Origin of the sequence: Streptomyces sp. NPDC048516 (genome assembly GCF_043199875.1) — a bacterium.
GTDB lineage: Bacteria > Actinomycetota > Actinomycetes > Streptomycetales > Streptomycetaceae > Streptomyces.
Window position 1 is genome coordinate 204,412 of record NZ_JBICWS010000006.1, and the last position, 21,011, is coordinate 225,422.

The 21,011-nt window shown below is 71.5% G+C and carries 16 protein-coding genes and 1 tRNA gene; 9 read left to right on the plus strand and 8 right to left on the minus strand.

All coding sequences use genetic code 11. The features are described from left to right. Together ACGFR7_RS14635 and nth are read right to left on the minus strand one after the other, a co-directional pair. On the minus strand, positions 1-777 hold the full coding sequence (locus ACGFR7_RS14635; RefSeq protein WP_393318019.1) for an NUDIX hydrolase: 777 nt from the start codon (positions 775-777) through the stop codon (positions 1-3). A 51-nt stretch (positions 778-828) separates the two neighbouring features. Beyond that, positions 829-1,905 carry an endonuclease III gene (nth, locus tag ACGFR7_RS14640; RefSeq protein WP_393318022.1) on the minus strand — a complete coding sequence of 359 codons (1,077 nt, stop codon included), beginning with the start codon at positions 1,903-1,905 and terminating at the stop codon, positions 829-831. A 442-nt stretch (positions 1,906-2,347) separates the two neighbouring features. Here nth and ACGFR7_RS14645 point away from each other — a divergent pair, with 442 nt between their 5' ends. Beyond that, positions 2,348-3,022 carry a Crp/Fnr family transcriptional regulator gene (locus ACGFR7_RS14645; RefSeq protein WP_006604164.1) on the plus strand — a complete coding sequence of 225 codons (675 nt, stop codon included), beginning with the start codon at positions 2,348-2,350 and terminating at the stop codon, positions 3,020-3,022. Between the two features lie 253 nt (positions 3,023-3,275). Continuing rightward, on the plus strand, positions 3,276-4,094 hold the full coding sequence (locus ACGFR7_RS14650; protein ID WP_393318025.1) for a nucleotidyltransferase domain-containing protein: 819 nt from the start codon (positions 3,276-3,278) through the stop codon (positions 4,092-4,094). A 168-nt stretch (positions 4,095-4,262) separates the two neighbouring features. On the opposite strand, the gene ACGFR7_RS14655 is transcribed toward ACGFR7_RS14650, so the two are convergent. The 4 genes from ACGFR7_RS14655 to ACGFR7_RS14670 all read right to left on the minus strand — a co-directional run bounded on the left by ACGFR7_RS14655 (position 4,263) and on the right by ACGFR7_RS14670 (position 6,946). Further along, the gene (locus tag ACGFR7_RS14655; protein ID WP_393318028.1) at positions 4,263-5,099 is read right to left on the minus strand and encodes an MBL fold metallo-hydrolase; all 837 of its coding nucleotides are present in this window, start codon (positions 5,097-5,099) and stop codon (positions 4,263-4,265) included. Continuing rightward, positions 5,096-6,157: an NUDIX hydrolase gene (locus ACGFR7_RS14660; RefSeq protein WP_393318031.1), complete on the minus strand. Its 1,062-nt coding sequence runs from the start codon at positions 6,155-6,157 to the stop codon at positions 5,096-5,098. Before ACGFR7_RS14660 ends, ACGFR7_RS14655 begins: the two co-directional genes overlap by 4 nt. Positions 6,158-6,326: 169 nt before the next feature. Next, the gene (locus ACGFR7_RS14665; RefSeq protein WP_393318034.1) at positions 6,327-6,791 is read right to left on the minus strand and encodes a RidA family protein; all 465 of its coding nucleotides are present in this window, start codon (positions 6,789-6,791) and stop codon (positions 6,327-6,329) included. Next, positions 6,788-6,946, minus strand: coding sequence for a DUF4177 domain-containing protein (locus ACGFR7_RS14670; RefSeq protein WP_003967454.1), 159 nt, complete (start codon positions 6,944-6,946; stop codon positions 6,788-6,790). Before ACGFR7_RS14670 ends, ACGFR7_RS14665 begins: the two co-directional genes overlap by 4 nt. Positions 6,947-7,156: 210 nt before the next feature. Between ACGFR7_RS14670 and ACGFR7_RS14675 the strand changes: the two genes are divergently transcribed. Together ACGFR7_RS14675 and ACGFR7_RS14680 are read left to right on the plus strand one after the other, a co-directional pair. Then, the gene (locus tag ACGFR7_RS14675) at positions 7,157-8,215 is read left to right on the plus strand and encodes an ArsA-related P-loop ATPase (protein ID WP_393318037.1); all 1,059 of its coding nucleotides are present in this window, start codon (positions 7,157-7,159) and stop codon (positions 8,213-8,215) included. Next, entirely contained in the window at positions 8,212-9,696 is a 1,485-nt protein-coding gene (locus ACGFR7_RS14680) for an ArsA family ATPase (RefSeq protein ID WP_393318040.1), read from the plus strand. The genes ACGFR7_RS14675 and ACGFR7_RS14680 overlap by 4 nt, the downstream gene beginning before the upstream one ends. 373 nt (positions 9,697-10,069) lie before the next feature. Here the strand turns inward: ACGFR7_RS14680 and ACGFR7_RS14685 are convergent, their stop codons facing one another. Then, positions 10,070-10,411 (minus strand): WhiB family transcriptional regulator, encoded by a 342-nt coding sequence (locus ACGFR7_RS14685; protein ID WP_088799104.1) that lies wholly within the window; start codon positions 10,409-10,411, stop codon positions 10,070-10,072. Between the two features lie 382 nt (positions 10,412-10,793). On the opposite strand from ACGFR7_RS14685, the gene ACGFR7_RS14690 reads away from it, so the two are divergent. Then, the gene (locus ACGFR7_RS14690; protein WP_393318044.1) at positions 10,794-13,001 is read left to right on the plus strand and encodes a transglycosylase domain-containing protein; all 2,208 of its coding nucleotides are present in this window, start codon (positions 10,794-10,796) and stop codon (positions 12,999-13,001) included. Positions 13,002-13,153: 152 nt separating this feature from the next. Here the strand turns inward: ACGFR7_RS14690 and ACGFR7_RS14695 are convergent, their stop codons facing one another. Then, a complete protein-coding gene (locus ACGFR7_RS14695; RefSeq protein WP_393318047.1) occupies positions 13,154-13,618 on the minus strand; it encodes a GatB/YqeY domain-containing protein in 465 nt (154 codons plus the stop codon). Between the two features lie 128 nt (positions 13,619-13,746). On the opposite strand from ACGFR7_RS14695, the gene ACGFR7_RS14700 reads away from it, so the two are divergent. From ACGFR7_RS14700 to ACGFR7_RS14715, 4 genes are all read left to right on the plus strand, one after another. Further along, positions 13,747-14,673: a metallophosphoesterase gene (locus tag ACGFR7_RS14700; RefSeq protein WP_393318050.1), complete on the plus strand. Its 927-nt coding sequence runs from the start codon at positions 13,747-13,749 to the stop codon at positions 14,671-14,673. Positions 14,674-14,779: 106 nt separating this feature from the next. Beyond that, complete coding sequence (locus ACGFR7_RS14705) at positions 14,780-15,514, plus strand: integral membrane regulator (protein ID WP_393318053.1); 735 nt, start codon at positions 14,780-14,782, stop codon at positions 15,512-15,514. A gap of 12 nt (positions 15,515-15,526) precedes the next feature. Further along, positions 15,527-15,600: transfer RNA gene (locus ACGFR7_RS14710), tRNA-Pro, on the plus strand. Between the two features lie 1,055 nt (positions 15,601-16,655). Continuing rightward, positions 16,656-20,654 carry an AAA family ATPase gene (locus ACGFR7_RS14715; RefSeq protein ID WP_393318055.1) on the plus strand — a complete coding sequence of 1,333 codons (3,999 nt, stop codon included), beginning with the start codon at positions 16,656-16,658 and terminating at the stop codon, positions 20,652-20,654. The last annotated feature ends 357 nt before the right edge of the window (positions 20,655-21,011 follow it).

Here is a 21,011-nt window from a genome sequence, read left to right on the forward strand (position 1 = left end):
TCATGAGCGCCAGTCCAGTGGGACCGCCTTGTCACGGTCCCACGGAATCTCCCAGCCGGCGTAGTGCAGGATCCGGTCGATCACTCCGGCCGTAAAACCCCAGACCAGGGCATTCTCGACAAGGAAGGCAGCTCCGGTGTGGCCACTGGGATGGCGGGTTGTCACCCGATGGGCCGGGTCCGTGAGATCCGCCACGGGAACCGTGAAGACCCGGGCGGTCTCCGCCTGGTCGACCGCGCCGACCGGGCTCGGCCGGCGCCACCACCCCAGGACCGGTGTCACCACGAAGCCGCTGACGGGGATGTAGAGCCGCGGCAGCACGCCGAAGACCTGCACGCCGGACGGATCGAGGCCGGTCTCCTCCTGGGCCTCGCGCAGCGCCGCCCGCACGGGGCCGGGGCCGTCGGGGTCGCCGTCCTCCGGATCGAGGGCGCCACCGGGGAAGGAGGGCTGGCCGGCATGCGAACGCAGGGTCCCGGCGCGCTCCATCAGGAGCAGTTCGGGGCCGCGGGCACCGTGGCCGAAGAGGATGAGCACCGCGGACTGCCGGCCTCCGCTCCTGGGCGGCAGGAAACGGCTCAGCTGGCGTGGCTCGATCGTGGCGGCCGCGCGGGCCACCGGGGTCAGCCACTCGGGCAGGCCGTCGGCGGTGACCGTGGCGTCCCGGCCGGACGCCAGGTCGGGCGCCACGTCGGGCGCCGTCTCGGACGCCTCGCCGGACGACGCCGCGCGGACGTCCGCCTCCTCGCCGTACCGCTGCTCCCGTGCGCTCCTCATACGCGCCCCCTCAGGCCTGGCGTCGATCGTCGGTCACCTTTGGCGGCCGCCTCATGAGGCGGCCACAGGGGGCGCCATCGGGGGCGCGGGCTTCCCCGGATAGCCGGCCGGCGGCTTCAGCCGCTGACCCGGCTGACCGCCGAGCTCATACTTCAGCAGCTTCTTCGCCTTCTCCGGGTCCGTCTCGCCCTCGCCGTACGCGGGGCACAGGGGGGCGATGGGGCAGGCGCCGCAGGCGGGCTTGCGGGAGTGGCAGACGCGGCGGCCGTGGAAGACCACCCGGTGCGAGAGCATCGTCCACTCGCTCCTGGGGAAAATCTCGGCGACATCCGCCTCGACCTTCTCGGCGTCCTCGGCGGTGGTCCAGCCGAAACGGCGGGCGAGTCGGCCGAAGTGGGTGTCGACGGTGATGCCCGGGACGCCGAAGGCGTTGCCCAGCACCACGTTGGCGGTCTTGCGGCCGACCCCGGGGAGGGTGACGAGGTCTTCCAGGCGGCCCGGCACCTCACCGTCGAAGCGGTCGCGCAGCGCGGCCGACAGACCGAGCAGCGACTTCGTCTTGGCCCGGAAGAAGCCGGTCGGCCGGATCAGCTCCTCCAGCCGCTCCGGGTCCATGGCGGCCATGTCCTCGGGCGTCGGGCAGACCGCGAAGAGGCGCGGGGTGGTCTGGTTGACCCTCAGGTCTGTGGTCTGCGCGGACAGGACCGTGGCGACCAGCAGCTCGAAGGGGTTGGTGAAATCCAGCTCGGGGTGGGCGTACGGATACAGCTCGGCCAGCTCGCGGTTGATCCGGCGGGCCCGCCGCACCATGGCGGCCCGCGACTCGGGCTTGCGCGCGGGGGCCTTCTTGGCGGCGGTCTTCGGGGCGGTCTTCTCGGCCGTGGTCTTCTTGGCCGCCGTCTTTGCGGCGATTGTCTTCTTTGCGGCGGCCGTCTTCGGCGTCGTCGTCTTCTTTGACGCCGCCGTCCGCTTTGCCGGGGCTGTCTCCGTGGCAGCCGCCTTCTTCGTGACGGCCTTCTTGGCGACGGCCTTCTTGGCGGTGGCCTTCTTGGCTGTGGCCTTCTTCGTGACGGCCTTCTTCGCCGCGGCCTTCGAGGCCGCCGCCGGCTGCTCTGGAGTTTCGTTCACGGCGGCCTTCTTCCCTGCCGAGGTCCTGCCTACCGAGGTCTTCTTCACGGAGGTCTGCACGGTGGTGTCCTGCGCCGCCGGTCGCGACGCGCCAGGCTTGTGGGTGCCCGGCGCCCTGCCGGACGTCACCCCGGAGGGCGGTTTGTTACTTTTATCGGAATTCGATGTGCGGCCGGACGGCTGTTCGCCCACAGCGGAATCACGCCCTGCGCTCACTCTTCCGGCCCCCACTCCTCTGCTCTCACCGGCGTATTGGACACTCGGCCAGACTAAGGCCAGCCACTGACATCCGGCTTGATCGCTGTGATTCCTGACCCCAATCGGCCCCCTGCCTTATGGCTCGGGGCACCGGTCCGGCAAACTTGTGATTGATCGCACTGTTTTGCATTCCGGCATGATGGGGACCACAGTCCCCCGGAGCATGTCGACAAGGAGAGATCTCGTGGACGACGTTCTGCGGCGCGCACCGCTCTTCGCGGCGCTCGATGACGAGCAGGCGGCCGAGCTGCGCGCCTCAATGGGAGAGGTCACGCTCGCCCGCGGCGACGCCCTGTTCCACGAAGGGGACCCCGGCGACCGCCTGTACGTGGTCACCGAGGGCAAGGTGAAGCTGCACCGCACTTCCCCGGACGGCCGGGAGAACATGCTCGCCGTTCTCGGCCCCGGAGAGCTGATCGGGGAGCTGTCGCTCTTCGACCCCGGCCCGCGCACGGCCACGGCTTCCGCCCTCACCGAGGTCAAGCTCCTCGGCCTGGGCCACGGCGACCTTCAGCCCTGGCTGAACGCCCGGCCCGAGGTGGCCACGGCCCTACTGCGTGCGGTTGCCCGCCGACTGCGCAAGACCAACGACCAGATGTCCGATCTGGTCTTCTCGGACGTACCGGGCCGGGTGGCCCGCGCCCTGCTCGACCTGTCGCGCCGCTTCGGCGTGCAGTCCGAGGAGGGCATCCACGTCGTCCACGACCTCACGCAGGAGGAGCTGGCCCAGCTGGTCGGCGCCTCCCGCGAGACGGTCAACAAGGCCCTAGCGGACTTCGCGGGCCGCGGCTGGCTGCGTCTGGAGGCGCGCGCCGTGATCCTGCTGGACGTCGAGCGGCTGGCCAAGCGCTCGCGCTGACCCCTCGCAGGCATCCTGGAAGGGCCCCGCTCCGGCGGGGCCCTTCGTCATGAGGTCACACAGGCGTCATGAGGACACACGGGCGTCATGAGGACACACGGGCCGCCGCTTCCTCCGGCCGTCGTCCTCGTGGCCCGCCGGACCCACCGAACCGTCGTCCCCGTGGCCCGCCGGACCCACCGCCCGTCGTCCCCCTGGTGCGCCCCCGGTAATCAGGTCGCCGCACCTCCGCCCTTCTGGCCATAGTGGCGCCATGACCAACGGCGCGGGGCTGGACCGGGACGGCTACTTTCTGCGGGAAGGCTCCCTGGACCGCGTCTCCGCGCCGTTCGCGCCCGTCGTGGCGGAGCTCGGTGCCGGGATCGGCGCGAACTTCGGCCCCGGCCGCCTGCACAGCAGCTATCTTTTCGGCAGCGTCCCGCGCGGCACCGCCGTCCCCGGGGTCTCCGACCTCGACGCGCTGATCGCCCTGCGGGACGAGCCGACCGATGCCGACCGTGCTGCCGTCCGCGCCGTCGAGAGCAGCCTGGATGCCGCGTTTCCGCAGATCAACGGCGCGGGAATCCTGCTGTTCGGCGTGCACCGGCTGCGCAGCGAGCGGGAGCGGTACGACCTCGCGTGGTTCGTGGCCTGCCTGTGCACCCCGGTCAGCGGCCCTGATCTCGCCGCCGAGCTGCCCCGCTACCGTCCCACCTCGCTCCTCGCCCGCGAAACCAACGGCGACCTCTTCCGCAGCCTGCCCGGTCTGCGCGAGAAGGCCGCGGCGGCCACGACGGAAGCCGAGCGCACCCGGCTGACCCGGGGTGTGGCGCGCCGGCTGGTGCGCACCGGATTCACCCTGGTCATGCCGCGCTGGGGCGGCTGGACGAGCGATCTCACCGAGTCCGCCGAGGTGTTCGGCCGCTACTACCCGGCGCACGCCGAGCAGATGCACGCCGCGGCACGCGCCGCCCGGGCGCCCGCCGCATACCCGGAGCTGCTGGATGAACTGCTCACCGGCCTCGCCCCCTGGCTGGCCACGGAATACCTGGCCGTCCACGGGGCGAAGACGCCGCCGCCCCGGGCGGGCTGACGGCGCCTCTCAGCCGGGGCCGGGGCCAGGACCGGGGCCAGGGACAGGGCCGGGGCCAGGGCCAGGACCAGGGCCAGTCCTCGCCGTCGGCCCCGCTCGGCCGACGGCCCGGCCCGGAGTTCCCCGGCCGGGCCGTCGGCACTCGTCCCCGCCGGCCGCCGGCCGCCGTCAGCTCTCGATCAGCCCGTGTTCGCCCAGGTAGTCCAGCTGTGCCCGGACGGACAGCTCGGCGGCCGGCCACAGCGAGCGGTCGACATCGGCATAGACGTTCGCGACGACCTCGGCGGGTGAGCGGTGGCCGGCCTCGACCGCGGTCTCCACCTGGGCGAGCCGGTGCGCGCGGTGCGCCAGATAGAACTCCACCGCCCCTTGGGCATCATTCAGCACCGGCCCGTGCCCCGGGAGGACCGTCGCCACCCCGTCGTCGACCGTCAGGGAGCGCAGCCGGCGCAGCGAGTCCAGGTAGTCGCCCAGCCGCCCGTCGGGGTGTGCGACCACGGTGGTGCCGCGCCCCAGGATCGTGTCGCCGGTGAGGACCGCGCGGTCGGCCGGGAGGTGGAAGGAGAGCGAGTCCGCGGTGTGGCCGGGTGTGGGCACCACGCGCAGTTCCAGGCCTCCGGTGGTGATGACATCGCCCGCGTCCAGCCCCTCGTCGCCCAGGCGCAGCGCCGGGTCCAGCGCCCGTACGGCCGAACCGGTCAGCTCGGCGAAACGGGCGGCGCCGTCGGAGTGGTCGGGGTGACCGTGGGTCAGCAGGGTCAGCGCGATGCGCTTGCCGGCCCGCTCGGCGGTGTCGATGACGGCCCGCAGATGGCTCTCGTCGAGCGGGCCGGGGTCGATGACGACGGCGAGATCGGAGTCCGGCTCGGCGACGATCCAGGTGTTGGTGCCGTCCAGCGTCATCGGCGACGGGTTCGGGGCCAGTACGCACCGGGCCCGCGCGGTCGCCTGCCCGGCGATCACACCGCCACGGGGCTGACCGGGGAGGGCGGATGCTTCGGTCATGCGGGGGTCCCTCCCGAGGGGCTGCGGCTGTCCGAGGGGCCGGGGCTGTCCGAGGGGCCGGGGCCGTCCGAGGGGCCGGGGCCGTCCGAAGGGCCGGGGCCGTCCGAAGGGCCGTCGTCGTCCCCGGGGGCACGGGTGCCGGCAGGCGTACCGGAATCAGCACCGGCATCGACACCGGCGCCGGCCCGGGCATCGGTCTGTGCGATGTGCTTGGTGAACTCGTCGTACCCAGGCCAGCTCAACTCGATCTCGCCGCCCACGAGACGGGCCCGCGCCAGCACCGGCGTCAGGTTCTGCGCCTCCGCCGCGGCCAGCACCTCCGCTGAGGTGGCGTACGGCTGGAGCGAGCGCAGGGTCGCGATGGTCGGCGGCATCATCAGCAGCTCACCGCGGTCGTAGCCGGCCGCCGCCTCCCGCGGCGGGGTCCACACCGTACGGTCCGCCTCCGTGGAGGCGTTCCAGGTCCGCTGGCCCTCGGGGAGCGCCGCGACGAAGAACCAGGTGTCGTAGCGCCGCGGCTCGAACTCGGGGGTGATCCAGCGGGCCCAGGCACCGAGCAGATCGGAGCGCAGGACCAGGCCGCGGCGGCCCAGGAAGTCGGCGAAGGACAGCTCATGGGCGACGAGGGCGGCGCGGTCGGCCTCCCAGTCCTCGCCGGTGGTGTCCGCGACGACCGTGTCGGCCGAGGCGCCCGCGAGCAGCACGCCCGCCTCCTCGAACGTCTCACGGACCGCGGCGCAGACGATGGCCTGCGCGGTCGCCGGGTCGACGCCCATACGGACCGCCCACTGGGCGCGCGACGGTCCTGCCCAGGCCACCGGTCGCTCGTCACGTGGATCGACGGAGCCGCCCGGATAGGCATACGCGCCTCCCGCGAAGGCCATGGAGGTACGTCTGCGCAGCATGTGGACGGTGGGGCCGCCGGAGGCGGAGTCCCGCAGCAGCAGGACGGTGGCGGCCCGCCGGGGCTCGGCGGGGGTCAGCTCGCCGTTCGCGAGTGCCCGGATGCGGTCCGGCCACTCCGGTGGGTACCACTGGCCGTTGGTCGTGGACGACATGGCCGGATGCTATGCGCTCGCGCGCGGATGTTCGAGGGCGTCTTTCGCGCCGGAGGGCCCCTGCTGACGAGGGGCCCTCCGGCAGACGGCGCACGCCTCGGGCCCAGAGCCCTTACGGGTCTTGCCCGGCGCCCTTACGGGGTGTCTTCCCGGCGCCGTTACAGGGTGTCTACTCGGCGATCTCGACCTGGATCTCGACCTCGACCGGGGCGTCCAGCGGCAGCACCGCCACACCCACCGCGGACCGGGCGTGCACGCCCTTGTCGCCGAGGATCTCGCCCAGCAGCTCGCTGGCGCCGTTGAGGACACCCGGCTGGCCGGTGAAGTCCGGCGCGGAGGCCACAAAACCGACGACCTTCACGACCCGCTGGATCTTGTCGAGGTCACCGATGACGGACTTCACGGCGGCCAGCGCGTTGAGTGCGCAGGTCGCGGCAAGTTCCTTGGCCTGCTCGGCGCTGACCTCGGCACCGACCTTGCCGGTGACCGGCAGCGCGCCGTCCACCATCGGCAGCTGGCCCGAGGTGTACACATAGGCGCCGGAGCGCACGGCGGGCTGGTAGGTGGCCAGCGGCGGCACGACCTGGGGCAGCTTGTGCCCGAGCGCCGCGATCTTGTCCTCCGCCGCGCTCACGCCTTCTCCCGCTTCAGGTAGGCCACCAACTGCTCGGGGTTGTTCGGGCCGGGCACGACCTGGACGAGCTCCCAGCCGTCCTCGCCCCAGGTGTCCAGAATCTGCTTCGTCGCGTGCACCAGCAGCGGCACGGTCGCGTATTCCCACTTGGTCATGGGCCGAGCGTAATGCCTGTCCAGGAACGCGGTGGACGCCGTCCGCCGCGGGCCGCCCGCACCCCTGCCGTGCGGCGCTCCGGCGGCGCGGCCGCCGCACCCCTACGGAGCATTCCGGACCCTTCCCGGAGAAGCCGCGGGAAGATTCTCCGGGGCTTCCCAGGTGTATCCCGTGCGTAGCCGGGACGCGGACTGGTTAGGCTCCTTTGCGTGAGCAGGCTCCATGTCGTCAGCGGCAAGGGCGGTACCGGCAAGACCACGGTCGCCGCTGCCCTCGCCCTCGCCCTGGCCACCGAGGGACGGCGAACCCTCCTGGTCGAGGTCGAGGGCCGGCAGGGCATTGCCCAGTTGTTCGAGACAGAAGCGCTTCCTTACGAGGAACGCAAGATCGCGGTGGGTCCGGCATCGGACGGTGCGTCGCCGTGGGGCTCCCCCCGGACGGAGTCCGCGGCAGAGCCCTCCCGGGGCGGCGGTGGAAGACGGTCGGGCGGGGAGGTCCACGCCCTGGCCATCGACGCCGAACGCGCCCTTCTGGACTACCTCCAGATGTTCTACAAGCTCGGCAGCGCGGGCCGGGCGCTGAAGAAGCTCGGCGCGATCGACTTCGCCACGACCATCGCGCCGGGCCTGCGGGACGTCCTGCTGACAGGAAAGGCGTGCGAAGCGGTGCGCCGCAAGGACAAGAGCGGAAAGTTCGTCTACGACGCGGTCGTGATGGACGCCCCGCCGACCGGCCGGATCACCCGCTTCCTGAACGTCAACGACGAGGTCGCCGGCCTCGCGAAGATCGGCCCGATCCACAATCAGGCACAGGCCGTGATGCGGGTCCTCAAGTCGCCCGAGACCGCGGTGCATCTGGTGACGCTCCTGGAGGAGATGCCGGTCCAGGAGACCGCGGACGGCGTCGCCGAGCTGCGCGCCGCCGGCATCCCCGTGGGCGGCGTCGTCATCAACATGACCCGCCCGGCGCTGCTGGACAACGGCGCCCTCGACAGCGCCGCCCGCGGGGCGCGTACGGGCGTCGCCAAGGCGCTCTCCGAGGCCGGTCTGGGCGGCGCCCGCCGCGGCGGCCTGGCGGACCGGCTGATCGACCCCCTGCTGGAGCAGGCGCGCGAACACGCCGAGCGGGTGGAGCTGGAGCGCGCCGAACACGCCGAACTGACCGCAATCGGCCTGCCCACCTATGAGTTGGAGCTGCTCCCCGAGGGAGTGGACCTCGCCGGGCTCTACCGTCTGGCGAGAGACCTGCGGAAACAGGGGCCCATATGACCTCGGACACCACGACGCTGGACGCCTCGGCCCCGCGGCTCGAGGTCGATGCGCTGATCGACGACCCGCACACCCGCATCGTGGTGTGCTGCGGCTCGGGCGGCGTAGGCAAGACCACGACCGCCGCGGCCCTGGGCGTACGTGCCGCCGAGCGCGGCCGCAGGGTCGTCGTGCTGACCATCGACCCGGCCAGACGGCTGGCCCAGTCCATGGGTATCTCCGAGCTCGACAACGTCCCGCGCCAGGTCAAGGACGTCGACGAGAGCGCGGGCGGCGAACTGCACGCGATGATGCTGGACATGAAGCGCACCTTCGACGAGATCGTCGAGGGCCATGCGGATGCCGACCGGGCCCGCGCCATCCTGGAGAACCCCTTCTACCAGTCCCTGTCGGCCGGCTTCGCGGGCACACAGGAGTACATGGCCATGGAGAAGCTCGGCCAGCTCCGCGCGAACGACGAGTGGGACCTGATCATCGTCGATACCCCGCCGAGCCGCTCCGCACTGGACTTCCTCGACGCGCCCAAGCGCCTCGGCTCCTTCCTGGACGGCAAGTTCATCCGGGTGCTGATGGCGCCGGCGAAGGTCGGCGGCCGGGCCGGCATGAAGTTCCTCAACGTCGGCATGTCGATGATGACCGGCACCCTCAGCAAGCTCATGGGCGGCCAACTGCTGCGCGATGTGCAGACGTTCGTGGCCGCCATGGACACCATGTTCGGCGGCTTCCGCACCCGCGCGGACGCCACCTACCGCCTGCTGCAGGCTCCCGGCACGGCGTTCCTCGTGGTGGCCGCGCCGGAGCGGGACGCGCTGCGCGAGGCGGCGTACTTCGTCGAGCGGCTGGCCGCCGAGCAGATGCCGCTGGCCGGTCTCGTGCTGAACCGGGTGCACGGCAGCGGCGCCGCCCAACTGAGCGCCGAGCGCGCCCTGGCCGCCGCGGAGGCCCTGACCGACCGTATGGCGGAGGACACCCACGCGGACACCACGCCGGAAGCGGTCTCGGACACGATGCCGGACACGGACACGCAAACGCCTTTGAACACCGCCACGGACGCCGGGGCGGCCCCGGTCGCAACGGCCGGCCCCGGCCACGGCTCCGCCATGGACGCCGACCCCGCTCCCGGCCGCGCAGAAAATAATCTTGAAACCATCGGCATTGTGGATCTCGACGGCGGGAAGGCTGGATCACGTACCGCCGGCGGCCTCTCCCCCGCTGCCGCGGCGGATCATGTAGCACCCACGTCGGTCTCGGCGGCGCAACTGGCCGCCGGGCTGCTACGGCTGCACGCGGAGCGTATGCAGGTCCTCGCGCGCGAACGTCGCACGCGGGACCGCTTCACCGCGCTGCATCCCGAGGTTCCGGTGACCGAGGTCGCCGCGCTGCCCGGCGATGTTCATGACCTCGCAGGGCTGCGCGCCATCGGCGACCGCCTGGCGCTGAACCCCACGGACACCGACGGCCCCATGGACACCCACAGTTGAGCCGTACGCACGGCCGACTCAGTCACTCACCCCACAGCGCCACTCACCCCACAGCGCCCGACACCCCTCACAAAAGGCCTCTCACCAGCGCGCACAACAGGTAGGCACACGCGCACCGGCCCATCCACAGGCAGGCGCATGTCACACACAGCCAAGTGTCACACCGCACCACCTGCACGCGCCCCGGGCGCCCCACACCTGGCAGCCCAGCTACCGGACGCCCCACTCCCGGCGTACCTAACTCCCGTACGCCGTCACGACACTGATGGCACGCCACCACACAGCACGCAGAACGCGCCACCAGCCAAAACTTCTCGGCCACATCTCCCGGCCGCCGTCTGCGGGCTACGGGCCACAGCCCGCAGTAGCCCGCCTACCCGACCGCGGCGAACTCGTCGAAGATCTCGTCCTCGCAGTCCAACGGCAGGATGCCCGTGCTGCGCTCGTACTCCGTGCGCGCTGTCTCCAACAGCCGGCGCCATGACGTCACGGTCGGGCGGCGACGCAGCAGCGCCCTCCGCTCGCGCTCGGTCATCCCGCCCCACACGCCGAACTCCACCCGGTTGTCCAGGGCATCGGCCAGGCATTCCGTGCGTACCGGACACCCGGTGCACACTGCCTTGGCGCGGTTCTGCGCTGCCCCTTGTACGAACAGTTCATCCGGATCGGTAGTGCGGCAGGCTGCCTGTGCACTCCAGTCGGTTACCCAGCTCATGCTGGCGCCGTCCTCTCCCGAATCGAGGCTCCCCCACGGCGGCAATCGGCATATTCACCGTTGCCAGTTGAGGACGTTACGGAAGGCAGGCAGGGCGCAACACCCCCTTCGGGCCCAATCTTGAATGGCCCGAACGGACTATGCGTACGCGGCAGATCACCCAACGGAGTGACCGAACGGCATACGTCACGTTACGCACAAGACAGGACAGTTCACCGTCCTGACACGGGGTTTCTCTCGACACACACGGGCACGTGGGGGCGCGGCCCACGGGAGGAGGGGGTTGACGAACCGATGCGTAACCGTTCAGCTGTGGTAGCTGAGAACAGGCTAAACGAACAGGTGCGCCCCTGTCCGGCGATTGAGAACGTAGGGTGCCCTCATGCCTAAGAAGCGTGATGGCGGGGGTCTGCCCAAGACTCAGCAGGCCGCCAAGTTCCTCGGTGTCAGCGTCCTGGCCGGAGCGGTGCTCGCCGGGCTTGCGCTCCCGGCGGCCGGGGCGCTGGGCCTGACCGCCAAGGGATCGGTCGAGGGCTTCGACGACATTCCGGCGAACCTCAAGACGCCGCCGCTCAGCCAGCGGACCCGGATTCTGGACGCCAAGGGCGGCGAGATCGCCAAGGTCTACTCCCGTGACCGTACGGTCGTCGACCTCAAGGACATGTCGCCGTACATCCAGAAGGCGATCGTCGCGATCGAGGACGCGCGCTTCTACCAGCACGGTGCCGTGGACGTGAAGGGCATCCTGCGGGCGCTCAACAAGAACGCCCAGTCCGGCGCGGTCTCCCAGGGCGCCTCGACGCTGACCCAGCAGTATGTGAAGAACGTCTTCATCGAGGAGGCCGGCGACAATCCGGACAAGGTCGCGCAGGCCACCCAGCAGACCCTCGGCCGCAAGGTCAAGGAGCTCAAGTACGCGATCCAGGTCGAGAAAGAGCTCGGCAAGCGCAAGATCCTGCAGAACTACCTCAACATCACGTTCTTCGGGCAGCAGGCCTACGGCATCGAGGCGGCCGCCCAGCGCTACTTCAGCAAGCACGCCAAGGACCTGAACCTCGGGGAGTCGGCGCTGCTGGCGGGCATCGTCCAGTCGCCCAGCCGCTATGACCCGGTCAATGACCCGCAGGAGGCCACCCGGCGGCGCAACACCGTGCTGCAGCGGATGGCCGATATGAAGGACGTCACCCAGGCGGAGGCCGACGCGGCCGCCCAGAAGCCGATCAAGCTGGCGGTCAGCCGCCCCAAGAACGGCTGCATCACCGCCACCAACGGCGCCGGCTTCTTCTGCGACTACATCCGCACGGTCTTCCTGCACGACAAGTCGTTCGGCAAGACCCGGAAGGTCCGCCTGAAGCGGTGGAACGAGGGCGGCATGACCATCCGCACCACCCTCGACCCGCAGACCCAGAAGTCGGTGCAGGCGTCACTCAAGGACCACGTCTACGAGGACGACCCGGTCGCCTCGGCCGCCACCATCGTCGAACCGGGCACCGGCAAGATCCTCGGCATGGGCCAGTCGCGCCCGTACGGGTTCGGTGCGAACGAGACCGTGATCAACCTCTCGGTCAACCACGACAAGGGCGGCGGCGCCGGATATCTGCCCGGCTCGACCTTCAAGCCGGTGGTCGCGGCGGCCGCCCTGGAGCAGGGGACGAATCCGGAGCAGGAGTACCCGTCGCCGTACCGGATGCCGTACCCCAGTCCCGTCCAGACCTGTGACGGCGAATGGCAGGGCAACGGCTCCGAGAACGTCGAGAACGAGAACAAGGAAGAGGTCGGCCCGTACGCCATGAAGGAGGCGACCGCGAAGTCGGTCAACACCTACTTCGTGCAGCTGATCAGTGACATCGGCGTCTGCCCCGTGGTCGGCATGGCGCAGAAGATGGGCATCGAGCGGGCGGACGGCAAGCCGCTGCAGCAGGTTCCGTCGATGACACTCGGCACCCAGGAGATGTCGCCGCTCACGATGGCGGCCGGCTACGCCGCGTTCGCCGGCGGCGGCCGGTACTGCTCACCGGTGGCCATCGAGTCGATCACCGACGCGCGCGGCCGCGCACTGAAGGTCCCGCAGACCAGCTGCCGCACCGCCATGTCGAAGAAGACCGCGGACACGATCAACACGCTGCTCAAGGGCGTGGTCGAGGACGGCACCGGCAAGGAGGCCGGGCTCAAGGGCCGCGACAGCGCCGGCAAGACCGGCACCACCGACAGCCGCTACGCCGCCTGGTTCGTCGGGTACACCCCCAACGCGGCCGGCGCGGTCTGGGTCGGCGACCCGCAGCACAAGCGCAAGATGTACAACATCACCATCGGCGGCGTGCCCCACGACAAGGTCTACGGCGCCGACACCCCCGGCCCCATCTGGCGCGACGCCATGTCCGGCGCGCTGGCCGACCGGCCCGCGCCCACCCTGCCCACCGTCGCGATCGACGATCCCGCGAAGGACAAGAACCAGGGCGACGAGGGCGACAAGGGCCGCGGCAAGCACAAGCCCGGCCGGGGCGGCCGCGGCGGCGACAACAAGCCGGGCGGCGGCTGGCACATCCCCGGCTTCCCCGACATCCTGGGCGGCGGCAACGGCGGCTGGTGAACGGCCGCTGCTGAACCGCCGATCGGCCCGTACGGCGGCGACGGATACCGGCCCGTACGGCGAAAGTCGCCGGCCAGTATGACGAAAGAGGAGGGGCGCCCCACACCATGGGGGCGCCCCTCCTTCTTCCCTGAAAAACTCCGTCCGGCCGTTCAGCCGGCGAGCAGCTTCTTCACCACCGCGGCCACCCGGCCGCCCTCGGCGCGGCCCGCCACCTGCGGGTTGACGATCTTCATCACGGCGCCCATCGCCCGCGGCCCCTCGGCACCTGCGCCCTTGGCCTCCGCCACGGCCGCCGCGACCAGCTGCTCCAGCTCCTCGTCGGTCAGCTGCTTGGGCAGATAGTCGGCGAGCACCTCGCCCTCGGCGCGCTCCCGCTCGGCCGAATCGCCCCGGCCGCCCTTCTCGAAGGCGTCCGCGGCCTCCCGGCGCTTCTTCGCCTCCCGCGCGATGATCTTCTCGACCTCGTCGTCGGACAGCTCGCGCGCCTCGGTGCCCGCGACCTCTTCCTTCTGGATCGCGGTCAGCGTGAGACGGAGGGTGGAGGAACGCAGTTCGTCGCGCGCCTTGATCGCGGTGGTGAGGTCGTCCTGCAGCTTGGACTTGAGCGTGGTCATGCCGTTGAGTATGCCCTCACCCGCCGACAACCACCGCGCCTTTTCCTCCCGGCCCACCACGCCCACCTCCCGGCGGGGCGGCTCCCTCCCGCTGCACTTACCCCTCGCACTCTGCGACGATGGGGACCATGCGCGCGCGATACGGAGTACCCCTGACCCTGACCGCAGTCGGCGCGGCCGGCCTGGCCTACGCCGCGGGATTCGAAGTCCGCTCCTTCCGCCTCCGGCGCGTCACCGTGCCCGTACTGCCCCGCGGCATGCGGCCGTTGCGCGTTCTGCAGGTCTCCGACATCCACATGGTCAGCGGACAGCGCAAGAAGCAGCGCTGGCTGCAGTCGCTCGCCGGGCTGCGACCCGACTTCGTCATCAACACGGGCGACAACCTCTCCGACACCGAGGGCGTTCCCGAGGCGCTGGACGCGCTCGGCCCGCTGATGGAATTCCCCGGCGCCTACGTCTTCGGCTCCAACGACTACTACGGCCCCAAGCTGCGCAATCCCGCCCGCTACCTCATCGAGCGGACCCAGGGCCGCCACGGCCTCAACGGCAACGCACCCGCCGTGGGCGTCGTCCACAACCCGTGGGAAGAGCTGCGCGACGCCTTCGACGCGGCCGGCTGGGTCGGCCTGTCCAATTCCCGCGGCCGCCTCAAGCTGGAGGGCATCGAGATCGCCCTGACCGGCCTGGACGACCCGCACATCAAGCGTGACCGCTACGCCGAGGTCGCCGGCGGCCCGGAATCCGGCGCCGATCTCTCGCTGGCCGTCGTACACGCCCCCTACCTGCGCTCCCTGGACGCCTTCACCGCCGACGGCTATCCGCTGATCCTGGCCGGCCACACCCACGGCGGCCAGCTCTGCATCCCCTTCTACGGTGCCCTGGTCACCAACTGCGACATCGACACCGACCGCGTGAAGGGCCTGTCCACCCACACCGCCGCCGGGCACACCTCGTACCTCCACGTCTCCGCCGGCTGCGGCACCAACCGCTACACCCCGGTCCGCTTCGCCTGCCCCCCGGAGGCGACGCTGCTGACCCTTACGGCGCGGGACTGACCCTTACGGCGGGGGACTGACCCTTCGGCGGGCGGCTGACCCTTCGGCGGGCGTTTTGCCCGACGGGGTCTCCCGCACCCGTTGATCATCCCTCTACCGTGGAGGGATGTCCGATCCCACCCGGACCTCGCAGTCCACGCGCCACGCCACCGGCCCGGCCGGCGCCGCCGCCCGCACCCCGGCAGCGGCCGTTGCCCCCACCAGCCGCCACCCCCTGGCAGCCGCCTTCCGTCTCCTCATCACCGCGGCGGCCCTGACGGGACTCGTCCTGGCGGCCCTCGGCACCGCCGACCCGGCCCAGCTCCTCACCCGCTTCACCGTGCAGGCCAACATCGCCGCAGCGCTGGTCTCCGCCTGCTCCGCGCACCGCGCCTGGACCGGCCGCCACCCCGTAAGCCCCCGCATCGCCGGCGCGCTCGTCCCCTTCCTCGCCCTCCCCGCCCTCCTCCACCACGTCCTCCCGGCCGCCGACGCCACCGCCTTCGCCTTCGCCTTGCCGTCCACCGGCAACCCCGGCGCCGCCCAAGCCCTCTCCCCTCAGCTCCTCTACGTCTTCACCCCGCTCGCCACCCTCGCCGACTGGCTGCTGCTCACCACGCCCCGCGGTCTCCGCCCCTCCTACGCCTGGCAGTGGCCGGCCTACCCCCTGCTCTACCTCGCCTTCACCCTTGCCCTCCCCACCACCACCGGCGCCCCCTCCCCCACCGTCACCTCCGCCCTCACCCTCGGCCTGGCCATCTGCGCCCTCCCCTTGATCACCATCGGGATCGACCAGGTCAGGCCCGCTCCCCGGCTCCACAACAACCGGATTTCGCCTACGGGGATCAGTCCGCTAAAGTAGAGCTCGTTGCTTCGGGGTGTAGCGCAGCTTGGCAGCGCGCTTCGTTCGGGACGAAGAGGTCGTGGGTTCAAATCCCGCCACCCCGACTGAAGAAACAACATCAGGCCCGGTGCTGAGAGATCAGCACCGGGCCTGATGTGTTGTGCGGCCGCCGCTGTGTGTACGCCTGGAAGCCGTCGAGTCCGGAACCTGTGATGTCGGGCACACTCCACTGTCGCGCCGGTGCCGACCGGCATGCCGGTACCGCCCCTGCCTGCCGAGCCGCTGCGGTACGAAGCAGGTGTAACTTCGCGTCAGGTCGTGAAACCGGCGGGAGCCGAAGCTGCGGCCTCCTCCCGGGTCAGGCGGTAGGCCTTCGGGCGCGGCACTCATGGGCGCCGCCGACGTGGTCTGGAGGGACGAGGGTGCGGACCGCCGGCGGTTCCCTCTTGCTGGACTCCAGGTCCGTACGCCGCCTCGCGATCGCCGGTTCGACGACGGACGGCGGGAGTTGGGCAAAGGTCGAGCCCGCCACGCAGACCACGGCGTAGGTCGTGCCGGTGGTGCACCGTCAAGGCCGCCATGGCCGCGTCGAAGGCTCTGTGCGGACAGGGAAGTTGCTCGGCCCCGGCGATGCGGGGGCTTACGGGGTGGCGGCCGGTCCAGGCGCGGTGACCTCCGCATCCGGCGGCTGGGGGGACCCTTCACGACCGGGCCGGGCCGGCCCCGAAAACATCGCCGCGCCATTCGTCACCGGTCCCTCCCCTCGTGGGGACCGGTGCCGAATGGCGCAGGCGGGGGCGGTCCGCGCGGGTGGCGCGGAGCGTGGACGGTGCCGGGTCCCGAGGTCGCCGGGCGAGCGGTCCGATGGGGACCGGCTCCACGGATTCCCCGGGCTCATGAGCCGAGACCGTCACATGTGGCTCGTGAGTCCGGCAGCAGGTGGCCGGGAACAGGCATCAAGAAGTGCTTTGCCGGGGCTGTGCCGGTGGCTTGTCGGGGTAGGGCACCCCTTGATGCGCCGCTGGGAAGTGATCCTGCCAGGTGAGGTTCCCTCTGAGGAGGTTCCGGTATCGGGCTGCGGTCTTCGCCGCAGGTCAGGCCGCTAAGGTGAGTTTTCCGGTCCGGATGTCCAGATGCGGGGGAAGGAAGGGGGGAGGCCGTGAGTTCCGACTCAGGGGCACGCACAGCCTTCGCGGAACGTCTCGCGCTGCTGTACAAGGAGGCCGGCAACCCTCCGCTCAAGAAGGTGGCCGAGGCGGTCGTGCGGCTCCAGCGGGTCGACGAACGAGGGCGGCCCGTGCGGGTGTCCGTGCAGCGGATCAGCGACTGGCGGCGGGCCAAGAACGTGCCCGCGCAGTTCACCGCGCTCGCCGCGGTGCTGCACGTCCTGATCCCCCAGGCACGGCGCCAGCGGCCCGCTCCGGTGTCCCCGGGCCTGTACGACGCGGCCGAGTGGCAGCGCCTGTGGGAGCGCGCGGTCGGCGACCGCGCCTCGGCAGCCGAGGAAGAGGAGGGGCGCCCCGCGGCCGAGGCGCCGGCCGTCCCCGGCGTGTGCCCCTACCGGGGGCTGGCTTCGTACCGTCAGCAGGACGCCCGGTGGTTCTTCGGCCGGGAGCGGTGCACGGATGCCCTCGTCGCCCAGCTCCGCGCAGCGGAGAAGACGGGTGGCCTGGTCATGCTGGTTGGCGCCTCGGGGGCCGGAAAATCCTCCCTGCTGAACGCCGGGCTGGTGCCCGCACTGCGGAACGGCGCGCTGCGGAACGGCCCGGCGGGCGACGGGAAGAGCCAGCAGGGGAAGGTACTGCAGCTGGTGCCGGGAGCCGATCCGCTCGCCGAGCTGGCCTCCCGGATCCCCGAGCTGGCACCCGTCCTCTCCGCGGCGGGGCAATCGGCGGCGCAGGAGCCCGGCACCGTGCACTTCACGCAGGCGGTGCGGGAGGCGGTCGGGACCTGGGCGGGGCGGGAGGCGTCCGCCACCGCGCGGCCGGTCGTCATCGTGGACCAGTTCGAGGAGGCGTTCACCCTCTGCTCCGACGAGGCGGACCGGCGCACCTTCCTCCAGCTCCTCCACGCCGCCTGCACTCACGGCGGTCCCGGTGCCCCGGCACCCGTGCGCGTCATCCTCGGCATACGCGCCGACTTCTACGACCGGTGCCTCGGGTATCCCGAGCTGGCCGACGCGCTGCAGCACCGGCACATGGTGCTCGGGCCGCTGACCACCACGGAACTGCGCGAGGCGGTGACCGGCCCGGCCAAGGCCGTGGGCCTGGAACTCGAACCGGGGCTGGCGGAGCTGATCGTCCGGGAGGTGAGCGCCGACGGCCCCGGCGGGACGCACGACGCGGGGGTGCTGCCCCTCCTCTCCCACGCCCTGCTCGCCACCTGGCAGCGGCGGAAGGCGGGGCGGCTGACGCTGGCCGGCTACCGCGCGGCGGGCGGCATCCAAGGAGCGGTGGCGGCGACCGCCGAGCGGGCCTGGACCGGTCTCGACCCGACGGCACGCACGGCCGCGCGGCTGCTCCTGCTCCGGCTGGTCCGGCTGGGCGAGGACACCCAGGCCACCCGTCGGCGGGGGACCCGGCGCCAGCTGGCGGACGAGTCGGCGGACCCCCACAAGACGGAGGAGTCGCTGGAAGCGCTGGTGCACGCCCGGCTGGTGACCCTCGACGCGGAGGCCGTGGAGATCACCCATGAAGCGCTGCTCCACGCCTGGCCGCGCCTGCGCGACTGGATCGACGAGGACCGGACCGGCAACCTGCTGCGCCAGCGGCTGGAGGAGGACGGCAGAGCCTGGGAGGGCGCCCACCGTGACGCCTCGCTGCTCTACCGGGGTTCGCGTCTGGAACAGGCCCGCACCTGGGCGCAGTCTGCCGGTGACACCTTTCTGACCCGGAGCGCGGTGGAATTCCTGGCCGCTTCGGTCAAGCTGCGCAAGCGCACGGTGTGGATCAGCCGTGCGGCGGTATCGGCGCTGGCCGTCCTGGCGATACTGGCCGCCGGTTCGGCGGTGGTCGCGTGGCAGCAGCGGGACGACGCGGTGTTCGAGCAGGTGCTCGCCGAAGCCGACCGCGTCCAGCACACGGATCCCTCGCTGTCCGCTCAGCTCGACCTGGTGGCACACCGCTTGCGGCCGGACGACGAGGGCACCGACAACCGGCTGATCTCGACGGTGAACGCACCACTGGCCACCCCGCTGCTCGGCCACACCGGTCCCGTCTACCTCACCGCCTTCAGCCCGAGTGGGCGGATCCTGGCCACCGCGAGCTACGACCGCACCGTCCGGCTGTGGGACGTGGCGGACCCGACGCACCCCAAGCCCCTGGGCAAGCCCCTCACCGGACACACCAGCTGGGTGAGCACCGCCGTCTTCAGCCCGGACGGACACACCCTCGCCAGCGCTTCGGACGACGGCACGATCCGGTTGTGGGACGTGCGCAACCCCAGCCGCCCACGCCCGATCGGTGCGCCCCTGACCGGCCACAACGGCACGGCCTACCTGCTCGCCTTCAGCCCGGACGGACACACGCTGGCCGCCGCCGACGAAGATCACACCGTCCGCCTGTGGGACGTGGCCGACACCCGCCGGCCGCGGAAGCTCGGTGTCCTGACCGGCCACACCGCCGCCGTGCGCTCCGTGGCCTTCAGCCCCGACGGGCGGACCGTGGCGGCCGGCGGCGACGACGCCACGATCAGGCTGTGGAACACGGCCGATCCGCGTCATCCGAAGCCGGTCGGCCCGGTCCTGAAGGGCCACAAGGGCACGGTGCACTCCGTGGCCTTCAGTCCCGACGGCCGCACCCTCGCCAGCGGCAGCGACGACAACACCATCCGGCTCTGGGACGTGGCCGCCCCGCGTCACGCGACGGCGCTGGGTGCGCCCCTGACCGGCCACACCGGTGCCGTGTGGTCCGTGGACTTCAGCCCCGACGGCAGCATGCTCGCCGCCGGCAGCGCGGACGGCACGGCGAGCATGTGGAGCGTCCGCAATCCGGCATATCCGTCGCAGGTCGGCGAACCGCTCGCCGGCAGCAGCGGTGAGATGTACGCCGTGAGCTTCAGCCCCGACGGCCGCACCCTCGCCACCGGGGGTGGCGACAACAAGGTCCGCCTGTGGTCGATGCCGGCATCGGACATGACCGGCCGCATCGGGTCGTTCCGCCCGGACGGGCAGGTGCTCGCCACGGCCGCGCGCGACGACCGGATGCGGCTGTGGAACGTGAAGGATCCCCGGCGGCCCGCATTGCTGGGCAAGCCGTTCCGGCCCGGGAAGGGTGACGTGCGGTGGATGGCCTTCTCCCCCGACGGCCGTACCCTCGCGGTGCGGTCGGGGAGCCGCGCACTGCAGCTGTGGAACGTCACCGACCCCGCGCGGCCCGTCCCCTACGGGCCGCCCCTCACGCTGCGGACCCGGTACGCGGCCGCACTGGCCTTCAGCCCGGACGGGCACACGCTGGCAACCCCCTACGACGACCGCTCCGCTCAGTTGTGGGACGTCCGCGACCCGTCGCGCCCTCATCCGCTCGGTGAACCGCTCACCGGCCACACGGGCTACGTCAACTTCCTCGCCTACAGCCCGGACGGCCGCACTCTCGCCAGCGGCAGCGCCGACGGCACCGTCCGCCTCTGGAAGGCGGCCGACCCGCGTCACGCCACCCTGCTCGGTGCGCCTCTCAAGGGACACCGGGGCCCCGTCAACATGGTCGCCTACAGCCCGGACGGCCGTACCCTGGCCAGCGGCAGCGACGACAACACGGTCCGGCTCTGGGACGTCGCCGACCCCCGCAAATCCACCCCGCTCTCCACCCTCACCGGCCATACCGAGGCGATCGCGTCGGTGACCTTCAGCCAGGACGGCCGCACCCTGGCGAGCGGCGGCAACGACGACATGGTCCGGCTCTGGAACGTCGCGCACCCCTCCACGGCCACTCCCATCGGCCAGTCGATGAGCCCCAACGCGAAGGCCGGCAATTTCCTTTCGTTCCGCCCCGGAAGCCACATCCTGGGGGTATCGAGCGGCGCCGATACCGTCCGGCTGTGGAACCTCGACGCCGACGCGGCCATTCACCGTGTTTGCTCGACCACTCGGGGAGTTCTGACGCCGGGTAATTGGCACGAATATCTGCCCCGCCTTTCGTACGAGCCCCCGTGCGGCGGGTAGCGGGTAGCGGGGGACAGGGCCGAGGCTCGGCCGGCGGCATGCCGCCCGGGTGCCGGGCAGAAACCGTCGGCCGGCTCTGCTGCGCCCCTTCGGCGCAGCGGCACCCCGTCGGTTCCGCAGTGCCCTTTGCTCACGAATTCCACCCCTTGGCGCACCACCCTGCGTGATCCCCCTCACAAACCCTCGAAGTTGCCGGGAAGTTGGCTCCCGCAGGAGAGGCAGCCTTGTTAGTCTTGGCGTCAGCCCGATCGCTGGTGCATCCCCCGTCGCCAGCGATCGGGCATTTCCATGCCCCGCACCGGACACGGGCAGCGCCCTGGCGCCGGACACGGACAGCCGGGTACCGGACGGACGCCC

Coding starts and splice junctions, on each gene's coding strand:
- ACGFR7_RS14635 (WP_393318019.1), bottom strand. CDS start 777: ATGAGGAGCGCACGGGAGCAGCGGTACGGCGAGGAGGCGGACGTCCGC.
- ACGFR7_RS14650 (WP_393318025.1), top strand. CDS start 3,276: ATGACCAACGGCGCGGGGCTGGACCGGGACGGCTACTTTCTGCGGGAA.
- ACGFR7_RS14655 (WP_393318028.1), bottom strand. CDS start 5,099: ATGACCGAAGCATCCGCCCTCCCCGGTCAGCCCCGTGGCGGTGTGATC.
- ACGFR7_RS14660 (WP_393318031.1), bottom strand. CDS start 6,157: ATGTCGTCCACGACCAACGGCCAGTGGTACCCACCGGAGTGGCCGGAC.
- ACGFR7_RS14670 (WP_003967454.1), bottom strand. CDS start 6,946: ATGACCAAGTGGGAATACGCGACCGTGCCGCTGCTGGTGCACGCGACG.
- ACGFR7_RS14680 (WP_393318040.1), top strand. CDS start 8,212: ATGACCTCGGACACCACGACGCTGGACGCCTCGGCCCCGCGGCTCGAG.
- ACGFR7_RS14685 (WP_088799104.1), bottom strand. CDS start 10,411: ATGAGCTGGGTAACCGACTGGAGTGCACAGGCAGCCTGCCGCACTACC.
- ACGFR7_RS14690 (WP_393318044.1), top strand. CDS start 10,794: ATGCCTAAGAAGCGTGATGGCGGGGGTCTGCCCAAGACTCAGCAGGCC.
- ACGFR7_RS14695 (WP_393318047.1), bottom strand. CDS start 13,618: ATGACCACGCTCAAGTCCAAGCTGCAGGACGACCTCACCACCGCGATC.
- ACGFR7_RS14700 (WP_393318050.1), top strand. CDS start 13,747: ATGCGCGCGCGATACGGAGTACCCCTGACCCTGACCGCAGTCGGCGCG.
- ACGFR7_RS14705 (WP_393318053.1), top strand. CDS start 14,780: ATGTCCGATCCCACCCGGACCTCGCAGTCCACGCGCCACGCCACCGGC.